General features: G+C 68.2%; 10 protein-coding genes. 3 read left to right on the forward strand and 7 right to left on the reverse strand.

What is annotated here, in order from left to right; all coding sequences use genetic code 11:
* Nucleotides 1-107: 107 nt before the first annotated feature.
* Entirely contained in the window at nucleotides 108-1,151 is a 1,044-nt protein-coding gene (locus tag ASD38_RS17640) for a hypothetical protein (protein WP_156390762.1), read from the reverse strand.
* 405 nt (nucleotides 1,152-1,556) lie between these two features.
* Here ASD38_RS17640 and ASD38_RS17645 point away from each other — a divergent pair, with 405 nt between their 5' ends.
* The 3 genes from ASD38_RS17645 (at nucleotide 1,557) to ASD38_RS17655 (ending at nucleotide 7,689) form a co-directional block, all read left to right on the forward strand.
* Nucleotides 1,557-4,823, forward strand: coding sequence for a TonB-dependent receptor (locus ASD38_RS17645; protein ID WP_056437191.1), 3,267 nt, complete (start codon nucleotides 1,557-1,559; stop codon nucleotides 4,821-4,823).
* Between the two features lie 80 nt (nucleotides 4,824-4,903).
* A complete protein-coding gene (locus tag ASD38_RS17650; RefSeq protein WP_082560786.1) occupies nucleotides 4,904-6,436 on the forward strand; it encodes a tryptophan halogenase family protein in 1,533 nt (510 codons plus the stop codon).
* A gap of 38 nt (nucleotides 6,437-6,474) precedes the next feature.
* Nucleotides 6,475-7,689: a glycoside hydrolase family 27 protein gene (locus tag ASD38_RS17655; protein ID WP_056462034.1), complete on the forward strand. Its 1,215-nt coding sequence runs from the start codon at nucleotides 6,475-6,477 to the stop codon at nucleotides 7,687-7,689.
* On the opposite strand, the gene ASD38_RS17660 is transcribed toward ASD38_RS17655, so the two are convergent.
* The 6 genes from ASD38_RS17660 to ASD38_RS17685 form a co-directional block, all read right to left on the reverse strand.
* A complete protein-coding gene (locus ASD38_RS17660; protein WP_056437184.1) occupies nucleotides 7,690-8,865 on the reverse strand; it encodes an acetyl-CoA C-acyltransferase in 1,176 nt (391 codons plus the stop codon). It abuts the gene before it with no gap.
* Nucleotides 8,862-9,755: an SDR family NAD(P)-dependent oxidoreductase gene (locus ASD38_RS17665; RefSeq protein ID WP_056462037.1), complete on the reverse strand. Its 894-nt coding sequence runs from the start codon at nucleotides 9,753-9,755 to the stop codon at nucleotides 8,862-8,864. The genes ASD38_RS17660 and ASD38_RS17665 overlap by 4 nt, the downstream gene beginning before the upstream one ends.
* A gap of 108 nt (nucleotides 9,756-9,863) precedes the next feature.
* On the reverse strand, nucleotides 9,864-10,559 hold the full coding sequence (locus ASD38_RS17670; protein WP_056437179.1) for a TetR/AcrR family transcriptional regulator: 696 nt from the start codon (nucleotides 10,557-10,559) through the stop codon (nucleotides 9,864-9,866).
* Between the two features lie 51 nt (nucleotides 10,560-10,610).
* Nucleotides 10,611-12,203, reverse strand: coding sequence for an AMP-binding protein (locus tag ASD38_RS17675; protein WP_442857046.1), 1,593 nt, complete (start codon nucleotides 12,201-12,203; stop codon nucleotides 10,611-10,613).
* Nucleotides 12,197-13,885 carry a carboxylesterase/lipase family protein gene (locus tag ASD38_RS17680; RefSeq protein ID WP_056462491.1) on the reverse strand — a complete coding sequence of 563 codons (1,689 nt, stop codon included), beginning with the start codon at nucleotides 13,883-13,885 and terminating at the stop codon, nucleotides 12,197-12,199. Before ASD38_RS17680 ends, ASD38_RS17675 begins: the two co-directional genes overlap by 7 nt.
* 18 nt (nucleotides 13,886-13,903) lie before the next feature.
* On the reverse strand, nucleotides 13,904-16,180 hold the full coding sequence (locus tag ASD38_RS17685) for a TonB-dependent receptor (protein ID WP_056462040.1): 2,277 nt from the start codon (nucleotides 16,178-16,180) through the stop codon (nucleotides 13,904-13,906).
* Nucleotides 16,181-16,250 lie beyond the last annotated feature (70 nt).

A 16,250-nucleotide genomic window follows, 5' to 3' on the forward strand; every position in this document is an offset into this window, starting at 1 on the left:
GACAAGCTCAGGATGAGGTTTTTCTACAGCTCAGGCCTGTAAATGGTCCTCATCCCGAGCCTGTCGAAGGACGAGGACCACGCACCGAGCGTGAATGTCGATACGCGCTAGACGTGCGGCCTGACCGTCGCCTTCCGGCTGTCCATCAGGGCCAGGTTTCGCCAGAAGCTCTCCAGGCTGTCGGTGCCGCCGAACAGCGTGGTGAAGTGGGTGGAATCCACGACCAGGATGTCGCCGGCCCGATCGCCCTGGGGCGGCATCCACAGCAGCGAATTGAACTCGGTGGCGCCGGCGGCGGTGAACGGGTGCGGCCGGCCCAGGTCGACGGGCTGGCGGGCCAGCACATGGATCGACGCGGCGTCGGCGCCGGTCACCTCGTAGTGCGGCAGATGCGGGTGGAAATTCAGCGTCGGGACGTTGGCGAGCAACCCCAGCCGGTCCAGGTCGCGCGCGGCCGTCAGCGGGGCGATGTCCTTGGTCCCCTTCACCAGGGCCGGCCTCAGGCCCCAGATATTGTGCACCGGAACGCCGAGCGCCTTGATTAGCGAGCGCGTGTAGCGCCCGAACCGCTGCTGCCGGGGCACCAGGGCGTCGCCGTGATGCAGATACTCCATCTGCCGCTGGGCCAGGTCGTCGGTGAAGCCGACATCGTGGTGCGGCGCCAGCAGCAGGCACGTGCCTTCACGCCTCAGCCATTGGCGGATCGCCTCCACCTCGGCGACGTCGGCCTCCTGGTCGGCCAGCAGGTGATCCAGGCCGAACACCATCAGCGTGTCGGTGTCGTCCAGGATCCGCTCGTCGATCGGCTGGGGAAATCCCGCCTGGTCCACGCGCTGGAACACCGCCACCGGGTGGCCGGTCGCCGCCTCGGCGATGCGCTGGAAGCTGAGGGTGGATCTGTGGAACAGCTCCAGGGTCCCGGCGATGCCCTGCAGGAACCGCGCGGCGCTCCACTCGGGGGTCTCGTAGTGCGGCCATAGCACGTTGCGGACCTCGGTCAGGGTGGAGAAGCGGTTCTCCATGGCCGCCGGGTCGCGCTGGGCCTCCCAGGGATAGCTCCACGTCCAGTAGATGCTCAGCCGCCGCTTCCCCGGCGTAGGCGCACGCGCCACGTGGTTCTGATTATAGGTTCGCGCGGGAGCGATGGTCACGGCGGATCTCCTCGCGACGCCCAAGGACGCCTCGTCGACGGTCATCATTCATGGGGGCGTTCGCGGGGGATATCCGGCGCAACCCGGAGAAGCGGGTTGAAGATCGGATCGGCCGATCCGGCTGGCTGGCTGGGCGCGCTTCCGCCCCCTCGCGACGCCGCGGCGGCCAGAATCCGTTCGAGCCCGGGACCAGGGCCAAATTCGCAAACCATCGGTACGGATTGCCTCTTGTACGATAAATGTGACCCAGTTAAATAAAAACAACTTAATTAAAAAATGCCGGTGACGTCGGGGCCACGACCTGAAGGTCGACTTCAGCGCGCTAGGTGAACGCAGAGAGCCCGAATGGGCCAAGGCGTGCTGAACTTTGGGAGAGGAAACATGAAATTACTCAATAAAAAGAATATGTTGCTGGCGTCCACGGCCGCGGCGGCCTGGGCCTCGGGCATCCTTGTCACGACGGCGCACGCCCAGTCGAGCGAGGTGGGGAAGAGCGGCTCCTCCGGCGGGGAAGTCTCCGAAGTCGTCGTCGTGGGCCAGCGCAAGGCCATCCAGACGGCGCAGGAGCTGAAGAAGAATTCCGAACAGATCGTCGATTCGATCACCGCCGTGGACATCGGCGGCCTGCCCGATCGCTCGATCACCGAGGCGCTGCAGCGCGTCCCCGGCGTGACCATCGGTCGGACCACCCAGCCCCGGGACGTCGATCGCCTCAACGCCGAGGGTTCCGGCATCCAGGTGCGCGGCCTGACCTGGGTTCGCTCCGAACTCAACGGCCGGGACATCTTCTCGGCGCGCGGCGGCCGGGCCATCTCGTGGGAAGACGTGACGCCCGAGCTGTTCGCCGGCGTGGACGTCTACAAGAACCCGTCGGCGGACATCATCGAAGGCGGGCTGGGCGGCACGGTGAACCTGCGCACGCGCATGCCGTTCGACCAGAAGAACCGCCAGCTGGCCTTCTCGGCCGACTACACGTGGGGCGACCTGCGCAAGGACGGCACGCCGTCCGGCAGCGTTCTCTACAGCGACCGCTTCGACACCCCCGACGGCGGCGAGTTCGGGGTGCTGCTCAGCCTGTCGAGCTCGAAGCTGAACACCGCGGTGAACACCATCGCCGTCGACCCGTACGACGCCCACGGGGTCGGGGTCCAATCGTCCTATGACGGCGGGGCCACGTTCAACTTCAACGGCGACAATTCGATCGCGGGCCAGCCCCTGAGCCGCGTCTTCGTGCCGGTCGGCATCCAGTACCGCAACAACCTCCAGGACCGGAAGCGCGAGGGCTATTACGCCGCCTTCCAGTACCGGCCCAACGACAACCTCGAATTCTACACCACCTTCTTCCGCACCGAAGCCAAGCAGACCTTCCAGGACCGCTTCGCCCAGACCTCGGCCTGCTGCTCGTCGACCAACAACCAGTCGTTCGTGGTGGGGCCGGCGGCCGGCACGACGTTCAAGTACGACGCGGACGGCAACTTCCTGAGCGGCCAGCTCGTCGACGGCGGCGGCGGCGGCAACGGCGTGGCCAACTCGTTCCTGCTGAACCTGGGCACCCGCTACGGAACGGTCGAGGACAACACCAACGACATTTCGGCGGGCTTCAACTGGAGGAACGACCGGTTCGTCGTGACCGGCGACCTGCAGTACGTCTATTCGCATCGCGAGGGCACCGACGTGACGGTCTACAACACCGTCACCCAGCCCGGCGGGTTCGGCCTGGACCTGACCGGCGACCTGCCGAAGATCACCATGACGAACGCCACCGGCAACCCGTCGATCTTCAACCTCTACGCCGCGATGGACCACATCGACGACAACGACGCCCGGGAATATGCGGGCAAGTTCGACGTGACCTACGACTTCGACGACGACTCGCTGATCAAGGACATCAAGCTGGGCGTCCGCGCCACCTCGCGCGACGCCACCTCGCGCGACGCCGGGTACAACTGGGCGCTCATCTCGGCGCCGTGGGCCACGCGGGTCACCGCCACGGCCGACAAATACACCCAGCACCAGGACACGGTGGCCTTCGACGACTTCTTCAAGGGCGACGCCTCCGTCCCCGGGCTGATCATGCCGGCGTTCGACCTGGCGCGCAGCCCCGCGGCGCTGGCGACCTATCTGGACCAGGTGGTGTGGAACGGCCCGGTCCCCGGCGGCGGGCCGGCCTATAACGACGGCGAGTACGGCTATTATCCGCCGGGCGGCCCGAACGGCGCGATCCCGTCCTGGTCACCCGCCGGCGGGACCTACAGCCCGTTCAAGCAAGGCACCATGATGAGCTACATGCCAATCTGGGCCGCGCCGACCGGCAGCATCAACTACTGGCGGCCCTTGGGCGACGTGAACACCAGCTTCGCCAATTCCGGCGGCCGCGGCGTCAATCGCCAATGGGAAAAGACCGGCGCGATCTACGCCAAGGTCCGTTTCGGCGGCGACAACCTGCCCATGACCTGGGGCGGCGAGGCGATGAGCTGGGACGGCAATTTCGGCCTGCGGGTCGTCAAGTCCAAGGTGGACGGCCAGGGCTACGGAACGGTCGGCTTCATCGACCCGGGCCAGAAGCGCTTCGCCTCGCCCGCCGCCCAGGCCAAGATCGACTTCGCCGACGGCCAACCCTTCGCCTCGGTCGGCGGCAGCGACTACACCGACGTGCTGCCCAGCCTGAACCTGCGCCTGAAGGCCCGGCCCAACCTCTTCTTCCGGTTCGCCGCGTCGAAGAACATCGTCCGGCCCGACTTCTTCCAGCTGGACCCATCGGTTTCGATGTCGGCCACCTTGCAGTCGCGCAACGCCACCACGGCCGACAACATCATCAACCCGACAACGAACCAGCCCTATACCCAGGCCCAACTGGACACGGCGGCGGCCGGCGGCCAGGCCGTGCAGTACCACACCGACGTCGCCTTTGGTTTCTACTCAGGCAATCCGAACCTCAAGCCGATGCGCGCCAATTCGTTCGACCTGTCGGGCGAGTGGTACTTCCATGGCGGCATGCTGGCGACGGGCGTCTTCAAGAAGGATGTCTACGACTACATCCAGTCCAGCCAGACCTTGATGACCATCACCAAGGACAACGGCGAGTCCGTCCAGGCGGTCGGAACCGTGCCCCAGAACATGGGTCACGGCGAAATCTACGGCTTGGAATTCCAGTACCAGCAGTTCTACGACTTCCTGCCGGGCGCCTTCAGCGGTCTGGGCACGGAATTCAACGCGACCATACTGGACAGCAAGGGAACCCAGAACGCCACCAGCAGCACCACCGACGCCGCCCAGATCAATGCTTCGAAGCTGGACCTGCCGCTGGAGCTGTTGTCTCGCTACACTTACAACGCGATGCTTCTGTACAGCAAATACGGCGTCGACGCCCGCCTGGCCTACAATTGGCGGTCGCGTTACCTGATGAGCGCCTCGGCCTCGAACCTGATGGTGCCGGTCTATGCCGAGGACTACGGCCAGTTGGACGGTTCGGTGCTGTATTCGCTCACCCCCCAGGTGAAGGTGGGATTCCAGGCGGTCAACCTGCTCAACTCCAAGACCGTGCTGGAGATGGATCAGCGCGACTCCTGGTTCCTAGGCACGCAGGGGAACTTCTCCGAAGCCCTGGTCCGCAAGCACAGCTGGACGGTGAGCGACCGCCGCTTCTCGTTCATCGTCCGCGGGACATTCTAGGTCCAAGCTGATCTTCTTGACCGAAGGCCCCGCCGGCGCGCCGCCGGCGGGGTTCGACGCAAACGACACGCGAAGGCGGCATGGGAAACCCTGGGAAAATCTCGCATCTGGTGATCGCCGGCGGCGGCACCGCCGGATGGATGGCCGCGGCCTTCTTCTCCAAGCTGTTCGCGCCGCATCAGATGCGGATCACCCTGGTGGAGTCCGCCGAGATCGGCACGATCGGCGTCGGCGAAGCGACGATCCCGCCGATCACCTTCTTCAACGAACTGGCGGGCGTCGACGAGGCCGAGATGCTGTCGGCCACGCAAGGCAGCTTCAAGCTGGGCATCGAGTTCGTCGGCTGGCGCGACCCCGACCACCGCTACCTCCACCCGTTCGGGTCCTATGGCGGGCCGATCAACGGCGTGTCCTTCCACGCCTATTGGCTTCGCGCGCGAAAGCTGGGCTACAGGCCCGATCTGTCCGAATTCTCGCTGAGCGCGCTGGCCGCCAAGAGCGGGCGCTTCGACTGGCGGGTGGACGATCCGCGCGATCCGCGCACGACCATGGCCCACGCCTACCATTTCGACGCCTCGCTCTACGCCAAGCTCCTGCGGCGCATCGCCGAGGGGCGCGGGGTCAGGCGGCTGGAGCGGACCATTCGCGCGGTCAATCTCGACCCTCTGGACGGCACGATCGCCTCGCTGCTGCTCGACGACGGCCAGGCGCTGGAGGGCGATTTCTTCATCGACTGCTCGGGCTTCAGGGCGCTGCTGATCGAGGGCGCGCTGGGGGTCGGGCATGACGACTGGTCGGCGCTGCTGCCGGCCGACCGCGCGGTGGCCGCGCCCTCGACCCGGTACGAGGACCCCATCCCCTACACCCGCGCCACCGCCCTGACCGCCGGCTGGCAGTGGCGCATCCCGCTGCGACACCGCACGGGCAACGGCTACGTCTATTGCAGCGACCACATCGGCGACGACGAGGCCGCCGACGTCCTGCTCGCCAACCTGGCGCGGGAGCATCCCGACAACAGGCCCGAGGCCGAGCCGCGCTTCCTGAGGTTCAAGACCGGACGGCGCAAGCAGTCGCGCGTGAAGAACTGCGCGGCCATCGGCCTGTCGAGCGGCTTCCTCGAGCCCCTGGAATCCACCTCCATCCACCTGATCCAGCACGGCCTGATCAAGCTGGCGGCCAGCTTCCCCCAGGCCAGGAACGATCCGGCGGCCGCGGATCTCTACAACCGGATCATGGGCCAGGAGATGGAGCAGATCCGCGATTTTCTGGTCTATCACTACCACGCCAACGGACGCGTCGGAGAGCCGTTCTGGGACCGCCTGCGCCACATGCCCATCCCGGACTCGCTGCGGGAAAAGATCGAACTGTTCCGCACCCGTGGCCTGACCATCTTCCCGGACCAGACCATCTTCCAGGAGCCGAACTGGCTGGCGGTCATGATAGGTCAGAGCCAGGAGCCGGAAGGCTACGACCCCCTGGCCGACCTGATGGACGAGCGCGCCCTGTACGCAACCCTGGAAAACATGCGGGCCATCTGCCGCCGGGTCGTCGACCAGATGCCGCGCCACGGGCGCGTGCTCGAGCGCTACGCCGACAAGCCCGTCACGGCGTGACCCACCCGCCGCCGCCACGCCCCCGAGAGGAAACCTCCATGCCCACCCTGTTCAAGCGTCCCGCCGCCTGCCTGATCGTCGGCGCGCTGGCTCTGGCCCTGACCGGCGCCCAGGTCGCCGTCGCCGCCGACAAGGACCCGCCGCCGCGGGTCGCCAACGGCCTGGCCCAGAAGCCGCCGATGGGCTGGAACAGCTGGAACAAATTCGCCTGCGACATCGACGAGCAGACCGTGCGCCGCATGGCCGACGCCATGGCTTCGAACGGCATGAAGGCGGCCGGCTACGAGTACATCGTGATCGACGACTGCTGGCACGGCCCGCGCGACGCCGGCGGCTTCATCACCTATGACGCCAAGCGCTTTCCCAGCGGCATCAAGGCGCTGTCGGACTACGTCCATGCCAAGGGCCTGAAGTTCGGCATCTATTCGGACGCTGGCCGGCTGACCTGCGGCGGCCGGCCGGGCAGCCAGGGACACGAGTTCCAGGACGCCAAGACCTATGCCGACTGGGGCGTGGACTATCTCAAGTACGACTGGTGCTCGACCGGCACGCGCAACGCCGAGGAGGCCTACACCCTGATGGCCGACGCCCTGCGGGAAGCCGGCCGCGACATCGTCTTTTCGATGTGCGAGTGGGGCACGGCCAAGCCGTGGCTGTGGGCCAGCAGCATCGGCAACCTGTGGCGCACGACCGGCGACATCACCGACAAGTGGGACGGCAAGCACGACTACGCGCTGGGCGTCCTGCGCATCGTCGACCTCAACGAGCCGCTCTATCCCTTCGCCGGTCCGGGCCACTGGAACGATCCGGACATGCTGGAGGTCGGCAACGGCGGCCTGACCAACACCGAATACCAGTCGCACTTCAGCCTGTGGGCGCTGATGGCCGCCCCGCTGATCGCCGGCAACGACATCGCCGACATGGATGAAGCGACACGCGCCATCCTCCTGAACACCGACGTCATCGCCGTGAACCAGGACGCGCTCGGCGTCCAAGGCCGCCGCATCCGCGACGACGGCGACCTGGAGGTCTGGTCCAAACAACTCGCGGACGGCGGTCGCGCGGTGATCCTGTTCAATCGCGGCGCCGAGGCGCGGACGGTGTCCGTCGACTGGACCGAGCTCGGCTACCCCGCCGGCCTCAAGGCCGAGGTCCGCGACCTGTGGGCCAAGAAGGGGCTGGGCAGGATGAAGGGTCGGTTCGCCGCGACGACGCCGTCGCACGGCGTGGTCATGGTCAGGATCACGCCCTAACTAGAGCACCTCGAACAGGCCCGCCGCCCCCATGCCGCCGCCGACGCACATGGTGACGACCACGTGGCGCGCGCCGCGACGCTTGCCCTCGATCAGGGCGTGCCCGACCATCCTGGCCCCGGACATGCCGTAGGGGTGTCCGATCGAGATCGCGCCGCCGTTGACGTTCAGGCGTTCGTCGGGAATGCCCAGCCGGTCGCGGCAGTAGAGCACCTGGACGGCGAAGGCCTCGTTCAGCTCCCACAGCCCGATGTCGTCCATGCCCAGGCCGAAGCGCTCCAGCAGGCGGGGCACGGCGAAGACCGGGCCGATGCCCATCTCGTCGGGCCGAGTCCCGGCCACGGCCATGCCGACATAGCGGCCCAGCGGCGCCAGGCCGCGTCGCGCCGCCACCCCCGCCTCCATCACCACGCAGGCCGAAGCTCCGTCGGACAGCTGGCTGGCGTTGCCGGCCGTGACCGTGCCGTTCGGCAGGGCGGGCTTCAGCGAGGCCAGCCCCGCCAGGGTCGTCTCGGGGCGCATGCCCTCGTCGTGCGTCAGGGTGACGTCCTGGAAGCAGACCTGCTGAGTGGCCTTGTCGACGACCCGCATGGTCGCCGCCATCGGCACGATCTCGGCGTCGAACCGTCCGGCGGCCTGGGCGGCGGCCGTCAGTTGCTGGGACCGCAACCCGTAGGCGTCGCAGTCCTCGCGCGAAACGCCGTACCGCGCGGCGACCACCTCGGCGGTCTCCAGCATCGGCATGTAGGCGTCGGGATAACGGGCGGCGAGCGCCGGATCGCGGTCGACGCGCAGGTCGCCCGTCTGGACCATCGAGATCGACTCGACGCCGCCGGCCACGACGATGTCCATGCGGTCGACGATCACCTGCTTGGCCGCGGTCGCGATGGTCATCAGGCCCGACGAGCATTGCCGGTCCAGGGTCATGCCGGGAACGGTGACCGGAAAGCCGGCCCGAAGCGCCGCCATGCGGCCGATGGTGTGCTGCACGCCTTGCGGCAGGGAGCAGCCCAGCAGGCAGTCCTCGATCTCCTCGCCGGCCACCCCCGCCCGCTCGACGGCGGCGTTCAGCGCGTGGGCCGCCAGGGTCGGCGACGGCGTGTCGTTGAAGGCGCCGCGATAGGCGCGTCCGATCGGCGTGCGCGCCGTCGAGACGATAACCGCCTCGCGCGTCATGACCGCACCGCCGCGATCGGCGAGACCATTCCGGCGCTGGCCAGCTCGCGCTCGGCCTGGGTGAAGCCGTAGGCCGGCACGATCTCGCCGGACCGATCGGCGATCTCTTCCCACCGGCGCACGACGCCGTCCGCGGCCTCGTCGCCCGCGCCGACATAGCGGCCTTCGGTGAGCGTGACGTTGGCCACGGCGAAGTGGCCCGCGCCGGCGCAGAGGATCGCCCGCGTCGGGGCCTCGTCGCCGACCAGGGCCAGCAGGCCGGGGCTGACCAGGGCCGGATCCAGGCGATCGAGGCTGTCGTCGGACAGCACGCCCTCGGTCATCCCCGTCGCCGCGGTCGGGGCCAGGCAGTTGACCCGGATCCCGTATTTCTCGCCCTCGATCGCCAGGGTCTGCATCAGGCCGACCAGGGCCATCTTGGCGGCGCCGTAGTTGGCCTGGCCGAAATTGCCGTAGAGGCCGGACGAGGACGTGGTCATCACCACCCGTCCGTGACGCTGCTCGCGCATGGTCTCCCAGACCGCCTTGGTGCAGATCGCCGCGCCCATCAGGTGGACGTCGATCACGCGCCGGAAGTCCTCCAGGTCCATCTTGACGAAGCTCTTGTCGCGCAGGATCCCGGCGTTGTTGACCAGGATGTCGACGCGGCCCCACCGCTCCATCGTGCGGCGGACCATGGCGTCGACAGCTGCCTCGTCGGTGACCGACCCGACGACGGCCATGGCCTCGAAGCCGGCCTGGACGATCTCGGCCGCGACCCGGCCGGCGGCCTCCTGGGCCATGTCGTTGACGACGACCCGAGCGCCGCGCCGCGCGAGAAACAGGGCGTGGGCGCGGCCCAGGCCGCCTCCCGCGCCGGTGACGATCGCAACGCGTTCCTTGAGCGACATCTGGTTTCCCCTCTTCCTCTCGGCCGACGCCAACGTGAATCAATCTTCACTATGTAGCGAGTTAATATCTTAGACCCACATCTTCCGCCACGGTCCGCGATGTGGAAATCACCTCTTGGCTTGGGTCGCGCCCCGTCCGCACACCTGCAGGAAGCCCGCCGCCATGAACGACGCCATGCGCTCCTTCACGGCCATGAAGTCGTCGGACCGGCACACGCCGCCGGACAGCTTGTCGATGCGGCCCGTGCGCGCCAGGGTCAGCATCAGCGCCCCGGTCACGAAGTGATAGCCCCAGAAGATGTCGGCTTCGCTGCAGCCGGGCAGCGCCTTCCGGAGGATGGCGATCAGGCGCAGCACGACGGGGTCGAAGTGCTCGTCCATCAACTCCGCGCCCCATTCGGGGGCGTTGGCGACCTGGGCGCCCAGGGCGGCGTAGTTCTTCCAGCCTTCACCGCCGTCGGTATAGAGGTCCAGGTCGGTGTCGAGGAACGCGCGCAAGGCCCCTTCGACGGTGGGGTTGTCGCCCGTCGCGGCCTCGTACTCGGCCAGCGCCTTCATCCGCCGTTCGCTGGTGATCACCGCGCGGCGGGCGAAGACCGCGTCGAACAGCTTCCGCTTGTCCTCGAAATAGTAGTTCAGCAGCGTGTGGTGGACGCCGACCCGCTTGGCCACGTCCTTCAGCGTCACGCCGTAGAGCCCGTGCTTGGAGAACAGGTATTCGGCCGCGTCGAGGATCTGCTCCATCGTCTCGGCGCGCTGCTCCGCCTTGGTGGAGCGCTGCCGGGGTTTCACGTCTTCGGACACTAGGCTTCTTTCCGTCTCGAGCTTGGGCGACATCGAATGGGGACGAGACACTCACCCGCCCCCGAATTCGGATCTCAGTCTCATCTTGTCGATCTTGCCGGTGGACGCCAGAGGCATGTGCGGCAGCCGGACGATCGCGTCGGGGATCCACCAGGGCGCCACGCGTCCGTGCAGACCCGCCAGCAGCGCTTCGTCGCTGACCGGCTCGCCCTCGCGCATCTCGACCAGCAGGATCGGACGCTCGCCCCATTTGGCGTCGGCGCGCCCGATGACGGCGGCCTGGGAGACCTCGGGCAGCGCCCCGACCACCGCCTCGATCTCGGCGGGATTGATCCATTCGCCGCCGGACTTGATCAGGTCCTTGGCCCGACCGGTGATGAACAGGTTGCCGTCCGGGTCGATCCGCGCCAGGTCGCCGGTCGCGAACCAGCCATCGGCGTCGGTGGCCGGATGCGGGTGACCGAAATAGCGCTCGATCACCGCCGCGCCGCGCACCCGCAGATGGCCCTCGACGTCCCGCTGCTCGGACAAGGCCCGGCCGTCGGCGTCGGTCAGCAGCAGGTCGACTCCGATCGCCGGACGGCCCGAGGCCCCGGCCGAGCGTGAAGGATCATGGGGCGGCGACACCGTGCCGGACGGCGACAGTTCGGTCATGCCCCAGCTGGTCTGCACGCTCACGCCCAGCAGGCCCTCGATCCGTTCCATCAAGGCGGGGGCGAGAGGCGCCCCGCCCACGATGATGCGCTTGAGCGACGGCAGCCGGACGCCCGTGGCTTCCAGGTGTTCGACCAACCCGAGCCAGACGGTGGGCACCCCCACGGCGACGGTCACCGCTTCGGCGGCGATCAGGCGGGCCAGGCTGGCGCCGTCCGCGTGTCGGCCGGGCAGGACCAGCTTGGCCCCGGCCGCGGGAACCGCGAACGGCAGGCCCCAGGCGTTGGCATGGAACATCGGCACGACGACCAGCACGCTGTCGGCGCCCGAGATCGCCATCCCGTCGACCTGCAGGAGGCGCAGCGTGTGCAGGTAGCTGGAGCGGTGCGTATAGGTGACGCCCTTGGGGGCGCCGGTGGTGCCGGAGGTGAAGCACAGCCCGCACGGCGTGGTCTCGTCGAAGCCGCCCCAGACGATCTCGCCTCCCGTCACCTCGCCCCGCGCCTGGCCGATCATCGGCTCCAGCGCCTGCGGGCTCGGCGCGTCGGCGGGACCATCGATGACCACCAGCCGCTCGACGCAGGGCGCGTGCTCGGCGATCCGCCGGGCCAGGGGCGCCAGATCGGCGCTGACCACCAGGATGCGGGCCTGCGACTGCGCGACCATCAGGCCCAGCTGGGCGGCGGTCAGGCGCGGATTGAGCGTGTGGCAAACCGCCCCCATGCCCATGACCGCGTACCAGACCTCGACATGGGCCTGGGTGTTCCAGGCCAGGGTGGCGACCCGCTGGCCCCGCTCGACGCCGAAACCGGCCAGCACGGCCGAGACCCGCAGGGCCCGCGCGCGAAGCTCGGCATAGCCGATCCGATCGATGCGCCCGCCCTCGCCCGCCGTCACGACCTGGGCCCGAGGGCTCCACTTGGCCGCGTGATCCAGGAACTTGTCGAGCGTCAGGGCGAAGGATTGCACGTCTCCGTCCGCCATCAGCATCGAGGATCTCCGGCCGGAAGCGGCGGCGAAATGATCCCGAAGTTCCAGTTCCAGGGCATGCCGCCCTTGGCGCGGCGTCGGCAGACGACCTGCTCGTTCAGTTCGTACATGCCGGGCATCAGGTGCGCGCCGGGCCTGGGTGCGTCGGCGAAGGCCATGTAGGCGCGGCCCTCGCCATAGGAACGCCACGCCGGCTGGCCGGCCGCGCTGGGAGCGCCGTCGCGGGCGAAGGCGGTCCAGTAGCCGACCATGGCGTCCGACAGCCCGGTCTCTCCCGGAGTCGCGGGAATCTTGGGCCAGGACGGCGGCGTGCGGTCGGCCGTGCCGAAGACGTAGGGAATCTCGCTGGCGTGGAAGCCGTGCAGCCCCGCCGCGTCGGCCGCCGGATAGCCGTGGTCGAACAGATAGAGGAAGCCCGGCGCGCCCACGGCCGTCTGCTTGGCGACCAGACGCTCGGCGGTCCAGCCGTAGAGCGCGTCGCGCGGCGCCGTCAGCATGCTCTCGGCCAGGTCGGCGGCGGGATGGAGTTTGAGATAGGCGTCGGCTAGGTCGCCGTACTTCTCGCGGATCAGGGCCGTATAGGTCGCCGCGTCGGCGGGCGGCGGCGGGGCCAGGAAGCGCAGCGAGCGGATCTCGCCGCTGTTGAAGCCGGCCAGGATCGGCACGCGGGCCTGTTCGCCCAGGTCGAACACGTCGACCAGCTGGCGGGGCAGCACGCGGCCGTCGACCGTTCCGAACGGGGCGTAGCCGGCCTTGGCGGCCGCGTCGGTGAGCTCGCCGGGGTTCATCGCCCGCAAGGCGGCGACGTCCTTGGCGCCCAGCTTGAAGGCGACATAGGTCCCGACCGTCTCGGCGGGGATGTCGCCGAAGGCGCTGGCCCGCAGCTGCGGCGTGGAGATCATGTAGGCGCTCTGGGCGATCGCCTTGGCGAACAGACCGCGCGCCTGGGGCGCGGCCATCAGGTACATGACGCTGAGCCCGCCCGCGGACTCGCCGGCGATGGTGACGTTCGACGGATCGCCGCCGAACGCGGCGATATTGGTCTTCACCCAGCGCAGGGCGGCGATCTGGTCGAGCAGGCCGTAATTGCCCGAGACGCCCTCGCGCGATTCCGCGCTGAGGCCCGGATGGGCCAGATAGCCCAGCACGCCGAGCCGGTAGTTGATCGACACCACGACCACGCCCTGCCCGGCCAGCTTGGCGCCGTCATAGACCGCCTCGCTGCTCGCGCCGGTCGCCAGCGCGCCGCCGTGAATCCAGACCAGGACCGGGGCCTTCTGGGCCTTGGCCGGGGCCCAGACGTTCAGCGTCAGGCAGTCCTCGCTCATCGCCCCCAGTTCGCCGGCATAGATGCTGCTGCCCGGTTTCGACCTGGGCTGGTAGCAGGCCGGGCCGAACTTGGTCGCGTCGCGCACGCCCTTCCAGGCGGGCGCTTCGGCCGGCGGGCGCCACCGACGCCAGCCGGTGGGCGGCAGGGCGTAGGGCAGCCCCTTGTAGACGTCCAGCGCGCCGGCCGCCTCGCCCTGGGCGGCGCCGGCCGGCGCGTGAACCACGGGCCCGGCGGCCCCAGGTCCGGCTTGGGCGAGCGCGGGGGCCGCCGCGAAAAGGGCGGCCACCAGGGCCAAGCCGGCCCAGACGCCCCTCCCCGACCGCGCGTGGCGCGCGGCCGGGGGCGAAGCCATGGCGTCCGCGCTCGTCATCTAGAAGTCGTAACCCAGGCGCACGCCGACCGTGCGCGGCCGCAGGGTCGCGTAACGGGCGGCCAGGAACGCCTCGGGGTGGACGTAGGTGATCGAGTGGTTGTCGAACAGGTTTTCGACATAGGCGCCGACCGTCAGCCGGTCCATCGCCACCGCGAACGTCGCGTTGACGTTCTCATAGGCGTCGGTGAAGCCGTAGGTCGGGCTGACCTGGTTGGGCTTGCCCGGCACGTTGGGGAACGATCCCGGATAGGATCCGACGTGCTGGAACACCACCGAGGCGTTGGCCCTGGCCTGGGGCGACAGGTCGAAGCCGTAGTTGATGTACATCGAGCCCTGGAAGTGCGGGGCCGCCAGGCGGGCGTTCTCCACCGCGCCGGAGATCGCCGCCTCGGCCGGTGTCAGCTTGTTGACCTTGGCGTCGTTGAACGATCCGTTCAGGCCCACGCTCAGGCCGGTCGCCGGGGCGACCACCACCTCGAACTCCACGCCCTTGCTGATCGCGCCGCCGATATTGGTGGCGAACTGGACCGAGTCCGAGACGCGGTTGGCCTGGACCTGGATGTTGCTCCAGTCGATCAGATAGGTCGCCAGGTTGGCGCTGAGCGTGCCGTCGAACCAGCGGCCCTTCACGCCCAGCTCGTAGTTGACCAGGTCGTCCGACGAGGCGCCGTAGGGAATGATCAGGTCGGTGGGATCGACCACGCTGGCCCGGCCGGCGAAGGCGTTGACCACCGGAGTGCGGAAGCCGGTCGACACGGTGGCGTAGGAGGTCAGGCTCGACGACGGCTTGTACGACAGGCTGACCTTGTAGGACGGCTTCTTGGCCTCGGCCTTGACGCCGGTGGCCGCCGGGATCGGAACCATGGTCAGCGGGCCCTGGATGCCGAAGATCGCGTAGGTCAGGTAGGCGCTGTTGTAGCCGCCCTCGGTGAAGCCCTGGGCGTCGGTGCCGCCATAGCGCATGCCGGTGGTCAGCCAGAGCTTGTCGTTGATGTGGTAGGTCAGCTCGCCGAAACCGGCCAGTTCGTGCGAATTGATGTGGGTGTACTGGCGTTGATAGTACTCGTCCGGCAGGCCGGTGATGTGGTGGGCCGCCAGGTATTCGGGCGAGGAGCGGTAGAAGTAGTCCACGTCCAGCCGGCGATCGAGATAGAAGCCGCCGACCACCCAGTCGAACTTGCCGCCGGGATCCGACGCCAGGCGCGCTTCCTCGACGAAGGTCTTCTGATAGCCGTAGGCGTCGAGCCCGAAGGCGATGCCAGCGGCGCCGAAGGTGCCGGCCAGATCCACGAAAAACTTCTGGTCGAACTTGGAATAGGTCGACGAGCTGGTGAAGTGCGCGCCGTCGAACTGATAGTCGACCGTGGCGTTGACGCTGGCCAGCTTGCCCACGAACAGGTCCGGCCGATCGGAGACCCGCTTGTTGCGGCCCAGCGAGGGGATGATCAGGGACGAATCCTTGGGGTTGCTCTTCTCGTAGGAGCCCAGCAGCTTGACCGACAGGCGGTCGGTCGGCTTCCACAGCAGGGTCGCGCGGGCGCCCCCGTCGACCAGGGTGTTGGAGTTGTGGACTCCGGTCCCCAGGTTGTCGACATAGCCTTCCTCGTGGCGATAGAAGCCGACGACGCGCAGGGCCAACTGGTCCTTGACGATCGGCAGGTTGACCATGCCGTTGTAGCGCTGGCGCAGGGAATCCGAACCGGTCAGACCGAAATCGACCAGGGCCGAGGCGTCGACCTCGTCGAGATCGGGGCTCTTGGTCAGGATGCGCAGCGCGCCCGACAGCGAGCCCGATCCGAACAGCGTGCCCTGCGGACCGCGGAGGAATTCGACCCGCTCCAGGTCATACAGATTGGGGTCCAACACTGTCGTGTTGCCGATCGTCGAGATCGGCAGTTCGTCGATATAGATCGCGACCGTGCTTTGCAGATTGGCGCCGTAGCCGTTGGTGGCGATGCCCCGGGCGGTGAAGTTGTTGAAGTTGGCGGTGGGCTTGTTGAGGACCACGCCGGGCGTCTCGCGCGCCAGGCCCTCGTAGCCGACGATGCCCTTGGCCGTCAGATCCTTTTGCGAAAAGGCGGTGATGCTGAGCGGCACGTCCTGGAGCCGCTCGTTGCGGCGGGTGGCCGTGACCACGACCTCGTTGAGCAGGACGCCTTCGGATTGGCCAGCGGCCTTGTCCTTGGCGTCCGGGGACGCGGTCTGCGCCTGGGCGGTCATGGACGTCGACACCAACGCGGCGGCGCAAGCCGACGCGAGAAGAACTACCTTCATGCGCTTATCTCCCCGTGCGTCGATCGTGGGCGCCGACGCTGCCCAGCAAAGCTGCACCTGAGACCGCCCC

It is taken from the genome of Caulobacter sp. Root487D2Y, from assembly GCF_001427165.1.
In the GTDB taxonomy this organism is placed as follows: domain Bacteria; phylum Pseudomonadota; class Alphaproteobacteria; order Caulobacterales; family Caulobacteraceae; genus Caulobacter.